Below are 17274 nucleotides of genomic sequence, written 5' to 3'. Positions count from 1 at the left end.
AGGTAATGTTGGATGAGAACACGAATTTTATTGGTTTGGACCCTTCTGATGATGCCGATTCTTTCAGGCTGCTGGAGCCGGATAGAAGTCAATGACCTAGCATTTGTAACCGCGGCAGGAATCGATAAGATGGAGGATGGTAAAATCCGTTTAGCGCTGCAGGTAGCTATTCCGCGAATGTTAGGTGCTGCAGGTCAAGGGGGTCAAGGCGGGGAGAAAGACATAGGAGCCAAAGCGGTATGGGTCATTTCAGAAAAGGGGGAATCGATTCTGGATGCCTATCGGAGACTCCAGGAAAAACTGCCGCGCCGCATTTTCTTTTCTCACAGCGGTATTATCGTTATTGGCGAAGAAATGGCTCGAGACGGAGTTTCTCCGATACTCGATTTTTTTATTAGACAACGGGAAGCGCGAATGCGCAGTTACATACTTTTTACCAAGGGAGAGGCTGTAAAGATTCTAAAGTTTGTCCCCAAACTCGAAAAAATACCGTCTGAAGTCATGAGAGAGGAAGTGAAACAGCACATTGGCGTAAGGATAAATCTAAAGGAGTTTGTCCATATGCTTGTAACAGAAGGTGTGGAACCGATTGCGGCTGAAATGGAAATCGTATCTTCGAACTTAATGAATGAAGAGGATTCAAAGGCACCATCTCCGTCGAATGTGGAAACCAACCTGTCGCTCAAAGGATCAGCGATTTTCAACAAAGATAAATTAATTGGTTGGATGAATGACCTAGAGACAAGAGGTGTTCTGTGGCTTCGCAAGGAGATGAAAACAGGTGTTGTCACGGTAAACATTCCAAAGGAAAAGGGAAATGGGAAAATCAGTGTTTTAATAGTGAAGGCCAAGACCCAAATCACTCCGATTCTTAAGGATGGAGAAATAACCATGGAAGTGAAAGTAAGTGCTGAGAACGATCTTTATGAGAATAATTCGAAATTGGATGTAAGTGATCCTAAAGTGGTTCATGTTGTGGAAAAAGAATTGGAAGAGGATCTCATACAAAGAATCCAATTGGTACTCGATATGGCGCAGAAAAAATTTAAATCAGACATTTTCGGATTTGGCGTCGCTGTAGAACGGAAATATCCAAAAGAGTGGAAAAATAAGTTTAAAAAGCAATGGGAGGAGGATTTTCCAAAGCTTAAAGTCAAGATTATTGCTGATATGACAGTAAATCGTACAGGTTTATCGAATAAACCTTTGATTTTGAAAGAGAAGGAGTCCGGAAAATAATGAAACTCGTTCTGATTGTCGTTTTATTTGGACTTCTTGCTTCTCGAGATGTGCCCGGACTGATTAAGAACAAAAAGGTTAATAAAGATCTGGTTGTATACAGTTTTTTGATGATGGTAGGGATGACTTTGAGTTTTCTTGCTGCTTTCCATGTCTACCTTCCAATCTGGCCGCATGGTTAAAAGGAATCGTACAAGCATGGAAAGCATCTTTCGGGGGCTGTCCCAAAAGGTCACTTGACCTTGAGGACAGCCCCTATTCATTTTTGTGCCCCCATGATGGAAGATAATTTAGGAATCCCGATGAAACCAAACTATGATAAAATAAAATACAAATAATAGAAATACGAATAGATTCAGAGTTTGCTAGGGTTGCTGGAGCACGCCATCAGGGGGTACAGGGTATGAAAAGAACGTTAGCTATAAGCGATATTCATGGTTGTGTGGAAGAATTCAAGAAATTACTCGATAAAGTAAACTTTAATGCCGAAGAAGACCAGCTCGTGCTGCTTGGTGATTACGTAGATCGAGGGCCAGCTAGTCGGGAAACCGTGGAACTCGTTATGCATTTGGTTCGAGAAAAGGGAGCGATTGCGCTCAAAGGAAATCATGACCAACGTTTCGTTGATGTTCTTGGAGACGTAGATTCACTAACGGAGATGAAGTTCTTTGAACATGGAGGTATCCAAACGTTTAAAAGCTTCTGCGGGTCCGGGGAGCTTGATTTGAAGCAATCGAAAGAACGAATCCGGGCAAAGTTCAGCGATCATATTTCATTTCTAAACAATCTTCCGTACTATCACGAGGACGAGACGCACATTTATGTGCATGCTGGGCTTAATCCTACATTTTCAGATTGGAAAACCCAACCAGAAAGGGACTTTATGTGGATTCGAGCTCCCTTTGTCCAGCAGCGAACCGTCGTTAAAAAAATAGTTGTTTTTGGGCATACACCGGCCAAGGATATTCATGGGAAAGCAGATGTTTGGTTCGATCGTGATAAAATCGGCATTGATGGCGGCTGTGCCTACGGCTTGCAGCTCAATTGCTTGGAAATCAAGGGCAGAAATCAGTACAAGACCTATTCCGTTGCTTCTAAAGGGAGTTGGAAATCAGGGATGGGATAGCATTGGGCTAGCCCATTATCAAGCAAACAAGGCATAGTGACGCCAGTTTATGCGAAAGCGAATGTGCTGCAAAGAAAATTCAACCCAAAGCGGAGAGACTTTGAGCTACGCTCAAAGATCCCTATATTAGGAGGAATTCGAATGGACTATCAACTGAAGACGAAGCCTGCTTTTAAACTGATTGGCTATGAACTGAAAACGTCCTGCAAAGAGGGAAGAAACCATCGTGAAATCCCTGCATTCTGGAGTTCGTATCTACAAGAGGGTAAGGGGAATCGCATTCCCAATCGTGTACACGCAGATTCACAAGTCGAACTGGGCATTTGCACGGATTTCAACATGGAGACTGGTGATTTAACTTATATCATCGGAATGGAGGCCACAGGCTTCGAAGGTGTGCCTGCCGAGCTGGTGTGCCGAGAATTTCCGGAGGCTAATTATGTAGTGTTTACGACGCCAAAGGTTACGCAAGATCAATTCGTTGCAGCTATTCAGAGTACGTGGAAGTCCATTTTCGAAGAATGGTTTCCTCATTCCGGCTATGAACATGCGGGCGGCGCGGAGTTCGAATTGTATGATGAGCGCTGCAACCCTTCCAAAAATGAGCTCATCCAAATGGACATTTATATTCCGATTAAGGAAAAGTAGAACAGCATGCCTGTAACAAATAGGAATCATTTGTAACCAAAATGACATCTGGTTTTCATCTGGCTTTAAGGTTCGGAGCCTATACTGAAATTCGACCCCCTTTTTAAATATATATACTTGAAGACCCGCAGCCCGTTGCTGTGGGTCTCTTTTTTTGCGTTTGGAAGAGGGGAGAACGGATTTAAGCGCCGAATTCGATCTCTTTGTCGGGAAGATCGCTAACTTCGATCTTGGCACCGAGGGAACAGAAGGTATCGACGATGTTTTCATACCCTCTTTCAAAATGTTCGACGCCGGTAATGGACGTTCTGCCTTCCGCCATCAACCCGCCCATGAGCAGGCAGATGCCAGCCCTAATGTCTGTGGCGTGGACCAAATTGCCTCGTAAGGGCAGACCGCCTTTGACGAAAGCTGTTCCCGAACGAACCCTGATATCAGCTCCGAGTCGGATTAATTGCCCTGCATGACTGAATCTTTTGGGATAAATCGTATCCGTTACGATACTTTTTCCTCCGGCTTTGGTGAGGAGTGCCGTCAGTGGTTGCTGTAAATCGGTAGCAAATCCGGGATACATCGCCGTTCTGACCCGCGTTGCTTTGAGTATGCCCGAAGAGTAGGCTGTGATGGAGTTATCACCGTATTCAAAAGATAACCCGATCTCTTCTAATTTAGCTATACACGAGCCGAGATGCTCCGGAATGATATCTTCGACGGTTATCGTACCGCCAGTAGCTCCCGCAGTCATGAGTAAGGCTCCTGCTATCAAGCGATCGGGAATGACGGTATAGGAGCAGCCGTGTAGATAGGTGACGCCTTCGATATGAATCGTATCGGTACCGGCACCCTTGATTTTAGCCCCCATTTGATTCAAAAGGTTGGCGGTATCGACCACTTCCGGATCTTTTGCGGCGTTTCGTAGGATCGTTCGTCCGTTAGCTCTAACAGCTGCCAACAGACTGTTGATTGTGGCTCCAGATGTAATCATATCGAAGTAAATATCCGCGCCGCGCAGCTCGCGAACTTCCACTTCATAGTAGTCTTTGTGAAAAGTAAACCTAGCGCCCATGGCGGTTAATGCTTTGATATGTTGATCGATGGGGCGGCTGACAAAATCATCCCCTCCGGGATATCCGATAACGACTTTGCCGTATTTCGCAAGGAGGGCACCTACAAAATAATAGGCTGTACGGATCTTAGATGCTCTGGACGGATCGATGGTCGTAGAATGAATAGCACGAGGATCAATATATACATCGTTTGTTTCTTCGCGAAACATATGCACACCGATGTCATCTGCTATTTGTCGAATGATGTGATAATCTGCAATTTCGGGAATTCCTGTTAACCTGACTTGCTCGTCGGTCAAACAGGCTGCTGCCAATAAAGCTAATGAACTATTTTTGGAGCCTGGAATCTTGACGGTCCCTTTTAGATTCATAGATTGTTCCACTTCAATTGCTTTCACCCTGCATCTTCCTTCCGTATTGGATCAATTGTGATCTACTGGCGCGATGATGACTTCTATACCTCGATTTTTAATCTTCTGAACATCCTCTTCTGCGGTCTCCGCATCTGTGATAACCAAATCTAACTGCTCGATGGATACGGAACAAGCGAACATATCGATTCCTATTTTTTCATGCGGCGCTAACCCGATTTTTTTTCGGGAAATGTCACAAACAGCTCTAGTAAAGCTTGCTCCTTCAGGAGTGGCTGTGCTTATCCCTTTGGCTGAAAGGCCGCCTCCTGTTACAAAGCATATATCTAATGAAAATTTCCTGACCTGCTCAATAGCTAATGGGTCAATCATATTACCTGAAGCAGCTCGAAGCTTGCCGCCAATTAAATAGGAATCAATATGGTCATATTCTCTTATGGTTTGAGCGATTTTGAGCGAATTCGTTACTATCGTGTAGGGTATATGTTTAGGTAAATAGGTCAGCATACCATAATGAATACCTGCACCACCGATAAAAACGGCATCATTGGCTTGAATAAAGGAAGCAGCCAGCTTGGAAATTGCATGTTGGTGCGGCAGCGCTTCACCATATCGTATAGATTCCGTTTGTGGTAAAGTCCGAACCTTGGCAATAGGGATGGCGCCGCCATACGTTTTCTTAAGCAAGCCCATTTCTTCCATGATGGTCAGATCTCTTCGGATAGAGTCGACGGATAGTTGAAACTGATCAGCGAGTTCCTTGGCGACAACGCGTTCGTCCTTTTGAAGGATGGCCAAAATCAACTGTCTACGTTCTTCAGCTAACATTAGTATGCCCCTTTTTAGCGGGAAAATGGAAATGATTTCTGAAATTATCTTATTCCGTTTGTCTCGTCTTTGTCAATTATTATGTCCGTTTTTATCATGAAGTTTCATGTTTTTGCCTGTTGTTAAAATAAAAAAGGCTTCTCCCGCACTCATCTACAAGATGATAACGGGAAAAGCCTTTTATGCGCGTCTGGAACGTCTTAGCGCAACAATTAATGCCAAGATGAGAAAGGTAAGCGGTAATGCCGCGGTGCTCATACCTTGGCCTGATCGGACATGAGTTAGCATAGCGCCAGCCATTATGACAACAATAATGCCAGCGGAGTAGAACGCGATGCGCGGCTTCCAGAAGCCGATAACCAGTCCGATTCCAGCCAATAATTCAATAGCTCCAACGACATACATGGCGTTTAAGCCATACCCGTAGGTTTCTGTAAAAGCTTCCACCTGCATGGGATTTGCGGATAATTTCATAAAGCCAAACATTAAAAACGCTGCTGCCAGCAAGCCTTGAAAGATGCGAGCCGTCCATTTCATATTAAAAAGAGACCGAAAGATAGCTGAGCGAACCGACTTCGTAGCTGCGATGAATCACTTGAACAGGACGTTCCGGGTCGCCGCTGCCCATTGTAATAAAGAGTGGAATGAAATGCTCTGGTCTTGGCACAGACATACGAGCATTCGGGGCTAAAGTGGCGTAGTCGAACAGCGCCTCCAGATTCTGCGTTTGCATGTTGCGGATGAGCCAATCGTCGAAATCAACTGCCCAAGCGTCTGGCTCTTTGGCATCCCAATTGAGAGCTCGCAAGTTATGAACAGTAGCTCCGCTTCCGATAATCAGGATATCTTCCTGATCGAGACCGCGCAGAGCTTCCCCGATGCGGTACTGCTCCGCAGGCGGCAAGTACGGGTTGACAGACACTTGAATGACTGGGCATGCAGGTTGTGGGAACATCCGCAATAGCGGAACCCAAGAGCCGTGGTCAAGCCCGCGCTGCGAATCCAAGTTCACAGGGATGCCTTTCGCCGTGAAACGGTCAGCGATCATTCGAGCCAGCTCCACATCCCCTTTGGCGGGATATTTGATTTGAAACAGTTCATCCGGGAAGCCGCGGAAATCATAGATGGTGTCATATACATCATTGGTGGACGAAATAGTGAGTGCCTCTGTCTCCCAATGAGCCGTGAAAATGACAATAGCTTTCGGGGAAAGCTTCTTGCCATAGTCAAGCAGGAATTGCGTACAAGCTGTATCTTGAATAGCCATCATGGGAGATCCGTGTCCTACAAATATGGGTGAAATCATGATAAAAACACTCCTTTTTGAATTACTTAAATTCACTTAGTTACTTAATGTAACTGATATTACGTCAAAATGTTAGTTTCGTCAAGTAACTAAATTACTTTTTGTAACCTTGTATATCCGTATCCACTTCCTCTATAATAAATAGACATATAGAGGTGATAACATGGAACGAAACCTATTATGTCCTCGTTTCGAAAAAGCTGTAGAAATCCTCAGCAAGCGCTGGACATCACTTATTGTTTTTCAATTACTATCAGGCCCGCAGCGGTTCATAAATATCGATCAGGCTCTTCCCAATTTGAGCGGCAAGGTATTGTCGGAGCGATTGAAGGAGCTTGAGCATGAAGGTATCGTTAAGAGGGTAGTATTCCCAGAAAGTCCTGTTCGTATCGAATATTCACTTACGGACAAGGGGCAGGCGTTAGCCCCGATTTTCAGTGAGATTGCGAAATGGTCACAAGATTGGCTGCCTGTTCAGGAGTAGAGTAAAAAAAGGTCATCCAACCTGTAGAAGGCAGCAGGGGAGATGACCTTTTCGAGTAAGCGCGTGGTTCATTATGCGAATAAGGTAACTGAAGTTGCTTATTTTACTTAATAGCCCCGGTTATAAGTGCATAAGCAAGTTAGGCATGCTTATTGTTGGCTAATACATCCTGGAAGTCTCGTTTATTAGCTAATAAGCATTTCCTGAGGTCTTATGTGACGAGATGCCCCAATATTAGAATGAATAAGCAAGCTGAACTTGCTTATTTATTTCTTGCTAAACTGCTTTTCGTAGAAGGCTCGGTTAGTTCCGATTTGTAATGCCCCCTAAAGTAAAGAAAAAACCGCTCATCTCCTATTGGAGTTAGCGGTCTGTATACTTTATCTTGTTATTCGTGTTTCGTGGGATCGACCAATTCCAAAGCGGATAAGGCATTTCCGCCTTCTTCGTCATCCGATTCCACGAACCGTTTGAGCACATTTAACTTGTTTTCCCAATAGCGTTCATAATAGGATAGCCAACGCTTCAACTCCATAAGCGGTTCTGCCTCCAGCCTGTATCGGGTCTCGCGGCCGACTTTGCGTTCTTTCACCAACCCGGCATCAGCCAAAATACGGAGATGCTTGGACACTGCAGTGCGGCTCATCGGGAAATGCCCGGAGATAACCGTTACAGGCATCTCTTGGTCTCCCAGCAGCTGTAACACCTGACGGCGAGTCGGATCGGCGATCGCTTGGAAGACGTCATGCTTCTGCGAGGGGACTGCCATCTTAAGCCTCGACGTGAGCAGCCAGTTTCTTCGCCAAACCAATCCAGCCCATCGACATGGTCTCGCGAACAGCTGTGTGAGGTTGACCGAATTCCGTAACTTTATCCGCATCCCAGCCGGAGTGGATGAGAGTGAACTCCGTTTTGCCTTCCAAATCGGTCAATTCAAAAGTCAGCGACCAATCTTTGCCCCATTCGAAAGTCAAACGGTTCGGCGGGTCGAGCTCGGTTACTTTACAAGGGGATTTGCCAAATGGTCCTGCTTCCAAATGAAATTCATAGCCAATCTCTGGCTTGAAATCATTGGGCATGAGCCAAGCTGCGATGCCATCAGATGTCGCTACGGCATTCCAAACCTTTTGAATCGGTGCGTTAAAAACGAGTGTTTGCTTGATATCCGGCAATGTGCCTTGAGTCTGATTTTCCATAAATAAGAAGCCTCCAATGATTAATTTTTTTAGGATTTCGCTTTCACTTTACTCTTATGACGCAAACGCAGGGCCGACCATTTATCGTCCACCGCGACATTGCTTACAAGACGATAGTCCGTTTTCTCATCCATCAACTTCCACAGAATGTCTCGGTTAATGTCGGTTTTCACCTTTGAGCTTTGCTTCGGATAAGTCATCCAAAACACAGCCTCATCGTTCAAATAGGCAATCGCTTTAGGAGCCCACTCCTCCACCTCGGCGGCATTGTTAACAAAAAGCTGAACGAAATCGTAGGTCCCATTCGGATCCTCATTATCCTCAATCCCAAGCTTGTAGCCTTCGGGTGCCTGAAGAACGAGAGCTCGTCCTTGCTTGTAGCGCAGCTTCTTCAGCAATTCGTCCTGCATCGTAAGTCATTCCTTCCCGTATGTCCTCTTCGTATTCTGTCCAAAAGATTTAGTTTTCCAAAGGTATTACAATGCGAAACCAAATGGTTACACAAAGGATTATACGAAACCTTTTGGTTTCGTGTCAAGAGGGTCATTAAGAGGGGATTTTGACTTAATGTTTCTGTTCTCTTTTTCAACAATTCTATAATCATGTTATAGTTATGAAAAACAAGAGTGGATTAAAGGAGAACGATATGATACGTTTTGCTGTTATTGGAACCAATTGGATTACGGAAGAATTCATTCATGCTGCCCGCGAGACGGGGGAGTTCGCCTTAACGGCCGTATACTCGCGTACAGAGGAGAAAGCTGCGGAATTCGCTCAGAAATTTGAGGTTTCTCATATCTATACAAGCCTAGAAACGTTTGCGCAAAGTAAGGAATTCGATGCGGTTTATATTGCGAGTCCGAACTCCTTACACGCTGAATACGCGATACTCTGTATGAATCATGGCAAGCATGTTATCTGCGAAAAGCCTGCGGCATCCAATACCGCTGAGCTTTCAGCGATGATTAAGGCTGCACAAAGTAATAAAGTGGTGTTCATGGAAGCTCTCAAGTCCACGCTGCTTCCTAATTTCAAGGCGATACAAGACAATTTACATAAGCTGGGGAAAATTCGCCGTTATTTTGCGAGCTATTGCCAATATTCCTCAAGGTATGATGCCTATAAGCAGGGAACGGTACTGAATGCGTTCAATCCCATTTTCTCCAATGGCTCGATTATGGATTTAGGTGTTTATTGTATTTATCCGTTGGCGGTACTTTTTGGTGCTCCTGAACGTGTACAAGCAAGCGGAGTACTGCTGGAGTCGGGCGTAGATGGCGAGGGCAGCCTGCTTCTTAGCTACAAAGAGATGGATGCGGTTATCATGCACTCCAAAATTTCGAGCTCCTATCTGCCAGCAGAAATTCAGGGCGAGCATGCGACGATGGTCATCGATAAAATCAACACACCTGAAAAAGTGGAAATCCGTTACCGAGATGGTTCTGTGGAAAACCTGACGCGGGAGCAAGGCGTAAGAACGATGCGTTATGAAGCGGAAGAATTTATTAGGCTTATTAAAAGCGGAGCATCGGAGTCACCGACGAACTCACATGCGAATTCCAGCATTGCCATGGCCATTATGGATGAGGCTAGGAAGCAGATGGGGCTTGTTTTCCCGGCGGACCGTAAATCGGGTGAATTCGAATAAGCAAAGATGGCTGTCTAGCAAATGAATCAAAAGGTGTCGATTCAGCGCTCTGCGATTAGTGTGAATGACTTTAGATTTACGCCGTCTTTTTGGGTAAGAGTGGTTGGCTATCAGGGTCGAGTATGTTGGATTAAGGCAAGTGAAGTAGAGTGTGCTGTTTGCCACACGGAGTTGTATTTAGTACAACATTATGCAAGATAATCGGCGTTATCGCGGGAATTGTTGCAAAAAAAACTCCAATGAAATCGGGAAAATAAGGTGAATGAACCTGATTTGATTGTACTTTATCCAATGCAGCAAATGGCGGAGGAGTGTCGGTTATGCATATACAGCGAATTAAACCAAAAAAAGACCGTCAGATGTTGTGATCTTTCCTGACGGTTTTTTCTTTATTCTATTCCAAAGACCCGGAAGGACGGCCGCTGCTGGCAATGACGGGGCTGCTTGCCACAGTTAGCATGCGTGCCGAACGCTTTCGAATCAAGTGATACACTATGCCCGCGAGGAGCCAACCGCCTCCCATCCATAGGGCATCTTTGTCGAGTAGAGACAGTAGATAGCCAATGAAACCAGCTCCGATCAACGGCATAATGAGATAGAGGAACGTCATCTTCGGCGAGCGCTGCTTATCTTTGATGTATTTTTGAGCGATAACGGAGATGTTTACAAAGAAGAAGGCCGTTAATGCCCCGAAATTTACGAATTTCACAGCATTGTCTAGCGATATAACAAGAGCGAGCAGAGAGACGACGCTGACGATCACAATGTTGGTGACTGGTGTGTTGAACTTAGGATGAAGGGAACCGAACACCCGTTTAGGGAGAATGGCATCGCGCCCCATCACGAAGAGGAGACGAGAAACGCTAGTTACCGATGATAAGCCTTGGGTGAAAATGGCGAGTATAAGCACGGTGATGAACACAGAGCTAAGTGCGGCTCCGCCAACGAGCTTCACGATCTCGAAACCAGCCGAATCGGTATCGACGAAGGTTAGCTGTGGATAAACGAGCTGTGTCAGGAATGACGGTACCAAGTATAGAATGCTGGCTGTAATAATGATAATCATGATGGCCCGAGGAATCGTTTTCTCGGAGTTTTTGGTTTCTTCGGACATGGTCGTAATCGTGTCAAAGCCTAGAAAGGAGAAGCAGATCATCGAAGCTCCCGCAAGAATGCTGGAGAAGGGGACTTCGGTTTGCAGGAATGGCTGCAGCGGATGAACATCTCCGGTGATATTTCGGAAAAGGAAGAAACAGAAGACCGCGATAAAAAGAATTTGAATCCAGACGAACAGCTTGCTGATATTCGCAGAGAACTTAATGCCAATTATATTTACGATGCCAAGAATGATATTGAGTCCAATGATCCAGACATACGCTGGAATGGACGGGAATTGTGCGTGAAGATAGATGCCGAAAGTAAGGCAAGCAATAATAGGGGAGAAGAAGTAGTCAAGCAGCAGTGCCCAGCCGACCAGGAAGCCTAAGTAGGGATGGATGCTTTTCTTCGTATAGGTGTATGCGGAGCCTGAGGTGGGAAAAGATTTGGACATGACACCATAGCTGTACGCGGTGAAAAAGATGGCAACGAAAGCAAGCAGGTAAGCTTGCGTCAGCATGCCATGTGCATTCTCGTAAGCAATGCCATAGATGGAAAAATAAATCATAGGCGTCATCCATGCCAGTCCCATGTAAACGACTTGAGATAGGTTTAAAGATTTGCGTAATGTGACTTCTGTTTTCATGATGTTGACACTCCCTTATCCTTATTTGCCGGTGATCGTACGGGGCGGGGCGTATATGCAAAAAAGCCAAGGAGATATCTATGAAACAGATATCCTCCCGGGCTTTTATCCCTCCGTGAACACAGGGTTAGCTGTGCGTTTTCTCTTGGTCCAGACCGAGGCTGCGTGCACTCGCGGAACCCTAGAAAACCATGTATGTGATGAATCATTACTTATTTATTTGCGGCAAACGCTTTTTCGCTTATTCGTGTTAGATATTCACCTAATATGTAAGTTAATATAACACAAAATTAAGCTCATGAGAAGTATTTTAGATAAAATACGGAATTAATCTAGAACATATTGACACACTCCGTTAACGATGTTATGTTTAGTAACACAAACGAATACGATTGTTTACTAGGGTTCCGCCGGTTATGACCGGGCTGGTCCGAGAGTAAACCGCTCTTGCCTAAGAGCGCCACGGAAGGATAAAAACCTGGGAGATATCACCAAGACATTTGAGTCTTGTGATGTCTCCCTTTTTGTTTAACTATCATGGCAAAGGAGATGGGTAGCATGGCTGACATTTGGAGCAAGACGATAGGGCCTGGCGGCAAGTGGTCAGGAGCAATTGGTAGAGGGAAGTTGATTCGTTTTACGGCGCTGGAGGCGGGCGCGAATGTGTCTATACAAGTGTTCCACGCGAGGGATCTTACGGAGCGCTACAATATGCCGGATACGCTGAAAGCCCAGCATACTGCCCATTTAACACGTGGTAACGTGCTGATGAGTGACAATGGCCGAGCGTTAGTGAGCATTGTGGAGGATAGTGTTGGTTGGCATGATCCGCTTAGCGGCTACACAAGCCGTGCGGCTACGGATGCCAAGTATGGGACGACGAATTTCCAAGAGCAGCGCAATGAGTGGCTGCGGAGCGGGCAGGAGAACTTTGCAGTAGAGCTGGTGCGTAATGGCCTGAGCATGCGCGATATGATGCCGGTTGTGAATTTATTTTCCAAAGTGTTTTGTGATGACAGTGGGGATATGCATTTTAGCACGACTCATTGCCCTGCGGGAGCAACGGTTACGCTGCGTACGGAATTAGATGCCTTGCTTGTCTTATCGAACACGCCGAACCCGCTTGACCCAAGATCAACATATCCATCTGTACCAGTCAAAATAGAGGTGCTGGCTGCTGACCCAGTGGGTGAAGATGATTATTGCTTGAATTACCGTCCGGAAAATCGCCGAGCTTTTGAAAATACATGGGAATATCACACGCTGTTAGGGGGAATTTAAATGGCTGTTTTTAATCGAGTGGAAAGCCCTCGCCTCGTCAGGGATGCCGTCTATAGCGAAGTTATTCAAGCGGGAGACGGTTGGATGTGTGTTTTGAAGCCAGGGCAAGTGCTGCGCATTGTCGATCTGGAAGGGAATCAGGCGGCAGACACGTTGTTTTATGATGCGGAGAATCCGGAAGATCATTATAGCGCGGTTGCGACCATTGCAGGTCAAAGCAATATTTATCTCAGCACAGGCTCTGTCCTCCGGGCAGAATCCGGTAAGGCATTGCTTGAAATCGTAGCCGACACCTGTGGGCGCCATGATACGGTTGGAGGTTCATGCTCGGCTCAAAGCAATACGGTACGCTACTCGCACGATAAACTGTCGATGCACAATTGCCGAGATACGTTTATGCTGCAGCTTGCTCAGCACGAAAGCGGAGCGTATACGAAGCGGGATTTGGCGCCGAATATTAACTTCTTTATGAATGTACCTGTCACACCGGATGGTGGACTGAAGTTCGATGATGGCGTTTCCGCTCCGGGCTGTTATGTAGAGGTTCAGTCGCTTGGCAGCTCTATGGTGCTGATCAGCAACTGTCCGCAGCTTAATAATCCTTGTAATGCCTACAATCCGACACCGATTCAGGTTCTTATTTGGGAGAAGTAAGTTCCTTTGATTAAGAGGAGATAGAGGGTCTACGAAATTCTAAGGGGTGTGGATACGATGTTTACTAAAGTGCTGATTGCTAATCGGGGCGCTATCGCTGTACGCATTGAGCGTACTTTGCGCAAGCTCGGGGTTGCGTCTGTTGCTGTATATACAGGGGCAGATCAAGACAGTTTACATGTGGATGGGGCAGATGAAGCTGTTCTGATCGGTGAAGGGTCGGCGAAGGAAAGCTATTTGAATACAGAGTTGATTTTGAAAACAGCGCTGGAAACCGGTGCGCAGGCGATTCATCCCGGTTATGGCTTCCTGAGTGAAAATGCCGATTTCGCTCGTGCTTGCCGTGAGAATGGCATCGTGTTCATTGGACCTGCGCCAGAGCAAATGGAAATGTTTGGTCTCAAGCATTCTGCGCGGGAAATCGCTGAAAGAGCGGGCGTACCCATGCTGCCGGGAACACCGCTGATTACAGAACTGGATGAGGCGCTAGTTGAAGCTGCGCGGATTGGTTACCCTGTTATTCTTAAAAGCACAGCAGGCGGCGGCGGCATTGGGATGCGCGTCTGCGCAGATGAAGCAACACTGAGAGCTGCTTATGATGGCGTCCGCCATTTGGCAGAGACGAATTTCAAAAACGGCGGCATGTTTCTCGAAAAATATATCGCGAGAGCGCGTCACGTTGAGGTGCAGATTTTCGGAAATGACTTCGGTGAAGTCGTTACGCTGGGTGAGCGAGATTGTTCCATTCAGCGTCGTAACCAGAAGGTCATTGAAGAGAGTCCGGCTCCGAATCTATCGGATGAAGTGCGTGAGGCGATGTTCGACTCGGCGAAGCGTCTTGCTGCTGAAGTGGGCTATCGCAGTGCAGGGACCGTGGAATATCTTTATGATCCGGAGACGTGTGAGTTTTACTTCCTTGAGGTGAACACCAGACTACAGGTTGAGCACGGTGTGACGGAAGAAGTGCTGGGTATTGACCTAGTCGAGTGGATGGTGCTTGAAGCGGCTAATGAGCTTACAAATATTCAATCTCTTATCCGTAAGCCGGTAGGGCACAGCATTCAAGCGCGGATTTATGCGGAGGACTGCCTTCAGCAGTTCCGTCCGAGTGCGGGGCAGTTAGATCGTGCGGTATTTTCTGATAAAGCAAGGAATGAAACGTGGGTTCGGGATGGTCTTACTGTCACAACCCTTTACGATCCGATGCTGGCTAAAATTATCGTCCACGGTACAGACCGTTTGGACGCTATTCGTAAATTGATCGAAGCGCTGGCGGAAACGCGCATGTATGGAATTACAACGAATCTGCAGTATTTGCAGGCTCTTCTTCAAGAGAAAGATTGCGTAGACGGGAACGTCTTCACGCAATTGTTGAATACGTTCGAGCCCGTGGAACGGGCTTTAGAAGTTGTAGACGGCGGAATCCAAACCACCGTTCAGGACTTCCCTGGCCGCATCCGCCACTGGGACGTGGGTGTGCCCCCTTGCGGACCGATGGATCCGCTATCGTTCCGCATCGGTAACAAGCTGCTTGGCAACGCTGACGATGCCTGCGGATTGGAAATGACGCTGCACGGAGGCTCTTATAAGTTCCGCAGCGACATGTGGTTCTGCGTCACAGGTGCGGATATGCAAGCTGAGCTGGATGGAATGGCTATTGTGACGTATAAGCCGGTGTTTGCGGCTCGCGGTCAAGTGCTGAGTTTCGGCGAGGCTAAGGAAGGAATGCGTACGTATCTTCTTATCAGCGGCGGCTTGGATATGCCGAAAATTCTCGGCAGCTCATCCACGTTTACGCTGGGCGGCTTCGGTGGTCATGGCGGTCGAGCGCTGCGTACGGGAGATGTACTGGGAGTGAATGAAGGCGGAAGTCCAGTTCAAGAGGCTGCTGAGCTTGCTCTGAATCATCGTCCGGTGATGACGCGAGAGTGGACGATCGGTGTGATCCCTGGACCTCATTGTACAGGTGAATTTTTACATGCGGAATACTTGGATCAATTGACGGAAACGAGTTGGGAGGTTCATTTTAACTCCTCGAGGACGGGGGTTCGTTTGAAAGGACCTGCTCCGCTGTGGACGCGTGAAGATGGCGGGGAAGCGGGGCTTCATCCATCCAATATTCACGATAATGCCTACGCTGTAGGTACGCTGGATTTGACGGGGGATATGCCTATTCTTCTTGGACCGGATGGCCCGAGTCTTGGTGGTTTCGTATGTCCGGTGACGACGGCGTCGGCTGAGTTTTGGAAGCTGGGTCAGCTTCATCCGGGTGATACCATCCGTTTCCACTTGCTGACACTTCCAGAAGCAGAAGCCCTGCGCGATCTACAGGAAAGTAATTTGCGTGCGATTGGTGAGGGAGATTTCGGACGGCTGGTGCAAGTCCAGCTGCCAGCTTTTAATGAAGAGATTACGCCGGAATATCCACGTCTTTTTCATGAAACAGCTAATCGCAGATTTCCAATTACGATCCGCTGCTGCGGTGATCAAAACCTACTCGTTGAGTATGGCGAGCTTGAGCTGGATTTGCTGCTGCGCTTCCAAGTGCAGGCTTTGATGCAAGCGATTGTGGAGAGCGGCTCGATTCCGGTGCTGGATTTAACGCCAGGGATTCGCTCGTTGCAAATTCACATTGATCCATCACGAATTACGGTGATTGAAGCGTGTAAGAAAATTGTTGAAATTGATGCAGCGCTGCCTCCTTTGGAAGAGTTCCGCGTGCCATCTCGTATTGTTCGTTTGCCGCTTTCTTGGGATGATCCGGCGACGCAGCTGGCGATTCAGCGCTACCAACAAGGGGTGCGTCCAGATGCGCCTTGGTGCCCGAGCAACCTGGAATTCATTCAACGCATTAATGGTTTAGAGACAATTGATGATGTTAAAAAGATTGTTTATGACGCTAATTATCTGGTACTCGGACTAGGTGACGTGTATTTGGGGGCTCCTGTAGCCACGCCTATCGACCCGCGTCATCGCTTAGTCACAACGAAATATAACCCGGCACGAACGTGGACACCGGAGAATGCCGTTGGTATCGGCGGTGCCTACATGTGTGTGTATGGGATGGAAGGTCCGGGCGGTTATCAATTCGTAGGTCGTACGATTCAAATGTGGAATCGATTGCGTTCAACGGAAAGCTTCAAGGCAGGTAAACCATGGTTGTTAAGGTTCTTTGATCAAATCCAATTCTACGAGGTCAGCGCTGAGGAATTGCTTCAACTACGTGAAGATTTCCCGAGAGGCAGATATGAAGCGGATATTCAAGAGACGACATTCGATCTAGGTGAATATTTGCAATTCCTAAGCTCCATCGAAGAGAGTGCGGAAACGTTCCGTAAGCAGCAGCAAATTGCTTTTAAAGAAGAGCGGGAGAGCTGGAAGGCGAAGGGATTGGCGGAGTACGTATCCGAACAGGAGACTGTGAATGAAGGACCGGAGGATGAACTGCCGGCAGGGACTGTTGCTGTACGCGGAATTATGCCGGGTAGTGTGTGGAAAGTGCTTGTATCTCCAGGTGAACAAGTGAAGAAGGGTGATCAACTGGCTATTCTTGAAAGTATGAAAATGGAGTTCCCGCAGCATGCGCCATGTGATGGATATGTTTCGATGATTGGGGTGAAGCCTGGGGATCAAGTTCATGCAGGTCAGTTGATTCTCGGTATTGCACAATCTGCTTAAGGAG

17 protein-coding genes and 2 riboswitches are annotated in these 17274 nt (G+C 46.8%); of the genes, 9 read left to right on the top strand and 8 right to left on the bottom strand.

Annotation, left to right across the window (positions count from 1 at the left end; genetic code table 11):
• Nucleotides 1-12: 12 nt before the first annotated feature.
• The 4 genes from NYR53_RS31470 (at nt 13) to NYR53_RS31455 (ending at nt 3013) form a co-directional block, all read left to right on the top strand.
• Nucleotides 13-1239, top strand: coding sequence for a Ger(x)C family spore germination protein (locus NYR53_RS31470; protein WP_261302967.1), 1227 nt, complete (start codon nt 13-15; stop codon nt 1237-1239).
• On the top strand, nt 1239-1421 hold the full coding sequence (locus NYR53_RS31465; RefSeq protein WP_261302966.1) for a hypothetical protein: 183 nt from the start codon (nt 1239-1241) through the stop codon (nt 1419-1421). Before NYR53_RS31470 ends, NYR53_RS31465 begins: the two co-directional genes overlap by 1 nt.
• A gap of 221 nt (nt 1422-1642) precedes the next feature.
• Nucleotides 1643-2365, top strand: a complete 723-nt coding sequence (locus NYR53_RS31460) for a metallophosphoesterase family protein (protein WP_261302965.1) — start codon at nt 1643-1645, stop codon at nt 2363-2365.
• A 141-nt stretch (nt 2366-2506) separates the two neighbouring features.
• A complete protein-coding gene (locus NYR53_RS31455; RefSeq protein ID WP_261302964.1) occupies nt 2507-3013 on the top strand; it encodes a GyrI-like domain-containing protein in 507 nt (168 codons plus the stop codon).
• Nucleotides 3014-3194: 181 nt separating this feature from the next.
• Here NYR53_RS31455 and murA read toward each other — a convergent pair whose 3' ends face one another.
• The 4 genes from murA to NYR53_RS31435 all read right to left on the bottom strand — a co-directional run bounded on the left by murA (nt 3195) and on the right by NYR53_RS31435 (nt 6585).
• Nucleotides 3195-4478: a UDP-N-acetylglucosamine 1-carboxyvinyltransferase gene (gene murA, locus NYR53_RS31450; RefSeq protein ID WP_261302963.1), complete on the bottom strand. Its 1284-nt coding sequence runs from the start codon at nt 4476-4478 to the stop codon at nt 3195-3197.
• Between the two features lie 24 nt (nt 4479-4502).
• Entirely contained in the window at nt 4503-5279 is a 777-nt protein-coding gene (locus NYR53_RS31445; protein ID WP_261302962.1) for a DeoR/GlpR family DNA-binding transcription regulator, read from the bottom strand.
• A gap of 180 nt (nt 5280-5459) precedes the next feature.
• Nucleotides 5460-5816 (bottom strand): DoxX family protein, encoded by a 357-nt coding sequence (locus tag NYR53_RS31440; protein WP_261302961.1) that lies wholly within the window; start codon nt 5814-5816, stop codon nt 5460-5462.
• Nucleotide 5817: 1 nt separating this feature from the next.
• Nucleotides 5818-6585, bottom strand: coding sequence for a DODA-type extradiol aromatic ring-opening family dioxygenase (locus NYR53_RS31435; RefSeq protein ID WP_261302960.1), 768 nt, complete (start codon nt 6583-6585; stop codon nt 5818-5820).
• A 163-nt stretch (nt 6586-6748) separates the two neighbouring features.
• On the opposite strand from NYR53_RS31435, the gene catR reads away from it, so the two are divergent.
• A complete protein-coding gene (catR, locus tag NYR53_RS31430) occupies nt 6749-7069 on the top strand; it encodes a catDE operon transcriptional regulator CatR (RefSeq protein WP_261302959.1) in 321 nt (106 codons plus the stop codon).
• Between the two features lie 388 nt (nt 7070-7457).
• Here catR and NYR53_RS31425 read toward each other — a convergent pair whose 3' ends face one another.
• Genes NYR53_RS31425 through NYR53_RS31415 form a run of 3 tightly spaced genes read right to left on the bottom strand, consistent with a single transcriptional unit; the run spans nt 7458 to nt 8675 of the window.
• Nucleotides 7458-7838 carry an ArsR/SmtB family transcription factor gene (locus NYR53_RS31425; RefSeq protein ID WP_261302958.1) on the bottom strand — a complete coding sequence of 127 codons (381 nt, stop codon included), beginning with the start codon at nt 7836-7838 and terminating at the stop codon, nt 7458-7460.
• A gap of 1 nt (nt 7839) precedes the next feature.
• Entirely contained in the window at nt 7840-8265 is a 426-nt protein-coding gene (locus tag NYR53_RS31420) for an SRPBCC family protein (protein ID WP_261302957.1), read from the bottom strand.
• A gap of 29 nt (nt 8266-8294) precedes the next feature.
• The gene (locus tag NYR53_RS31415) at nt 8295-8675 is read right to left on the bottom strand and encodes a hypothetical protein (protein WP_261302956.1); all 381 of its coding nucleotides are present in this window, start codon (nt 8673-8675) and stop codon (nt 8295-8297) included.
• Between the two features lie 236 nt (nt 8676-8911).
• On the opposite strand from NYR53_RS31415, the gene NYR53_RS31410 reads away from it, so the two are divergent.
• Nucleotides 8912-9913 carry a Gfo/Idh/MocA family protein gene (locus tag NYR53_RS31410; protein WP_261302955.1) on the top strand — a complete coding sequence of 334 codons (1002 nt, stop codon included), beginning with the start codon at nt 8912-8914 and terminating at the stop codon, nt 9911-9913.
• 394 nt (nt 9914-10307) lie between these two features.
• On the opposite strand, the gene NYR53_RS31405 is transcribed toward NYR53_RS31410, so the two are convergent.
• Nucleotides 10308-11657, bottom strand: a complete 1350-nt coding sequence (locus NYR53_RS31405; RefSeq protein ID WP_261302954.1) for an APC family permease — start codon at nt 11655-11657, stop codon at nt 10308-10310.
• A 92-nt stretch (nt 11658-11749) separates the two neighbouring features.
• A riboswitch (guanidine-I (ykkC/yxkD leader) is annotated at nt 11750-11853 on the bottom strand.
• A 192-nt stretch (nt 11854-12045) separates the two neighbouring features.
• Nucleotides 12046-12144, top strand: a riboswitch (guanidine-I (ykkC/yxkD leader).
• Nucleotides 12145-12215: 71 nt separating this feature from the next.
• On the opposite strand from NYR53_RS31405, the gene NYR53_RS31400 reads away from it, so the two are divergent.
• The 3 genes from NYR53_RS31400 to uca are packed head-to-tail and all read left to right on the top strand — an operon-like array spanning nt 12216 to nt 17270.
• Nucleotides 12216-12938, top strand: coding sequence for an urea amidolyase associated protein UAAP1 (locus NYR53_RS31400; protein ID WP_261302953.1), 723 nt, complete (start codon nt 12216-12218; stop codon nt 12936-12938).
• Nucleotides 12939-13592 carry an urea amidolyase associated protein UAAP2 gene (locus tag NYR53_RS31395; protein WP_261302952.1) on the top strand — a complete coding sequence of 218 codons (654 nt, stop codon included), beginning with the start codon at nt 12939-12941 and terminating at the stop codon, nt 13590-13592.
• Between the two features lie 57 nt (nt 13593-13649).
• Nucleotides 13650-17270 (top strand): urea carboxylase, encoded by a 3621-nt coding sequence (uca, locus tag NYR53_RS31390; RefSeq protein ID WP_261302951.1) that lies wholly within the window; start codon nt 13650-13652, stop codon nt 17268-17270.
• Nucleotides 17271-17274 lie beyond the last annotated feature (4 nt).

The organism is Paenibacillus andongensis (genome assembly GCF_025369935.1).
GTDB lineage: Bacteria > Bacillota > Bacilli > Paenibacillales > NBRC-103111 > Paenibacillus_E > Paenibacillus_E andongensis.
This window is presented reverse-complemented; position numbering and strand designations above follow the sequence as displayed.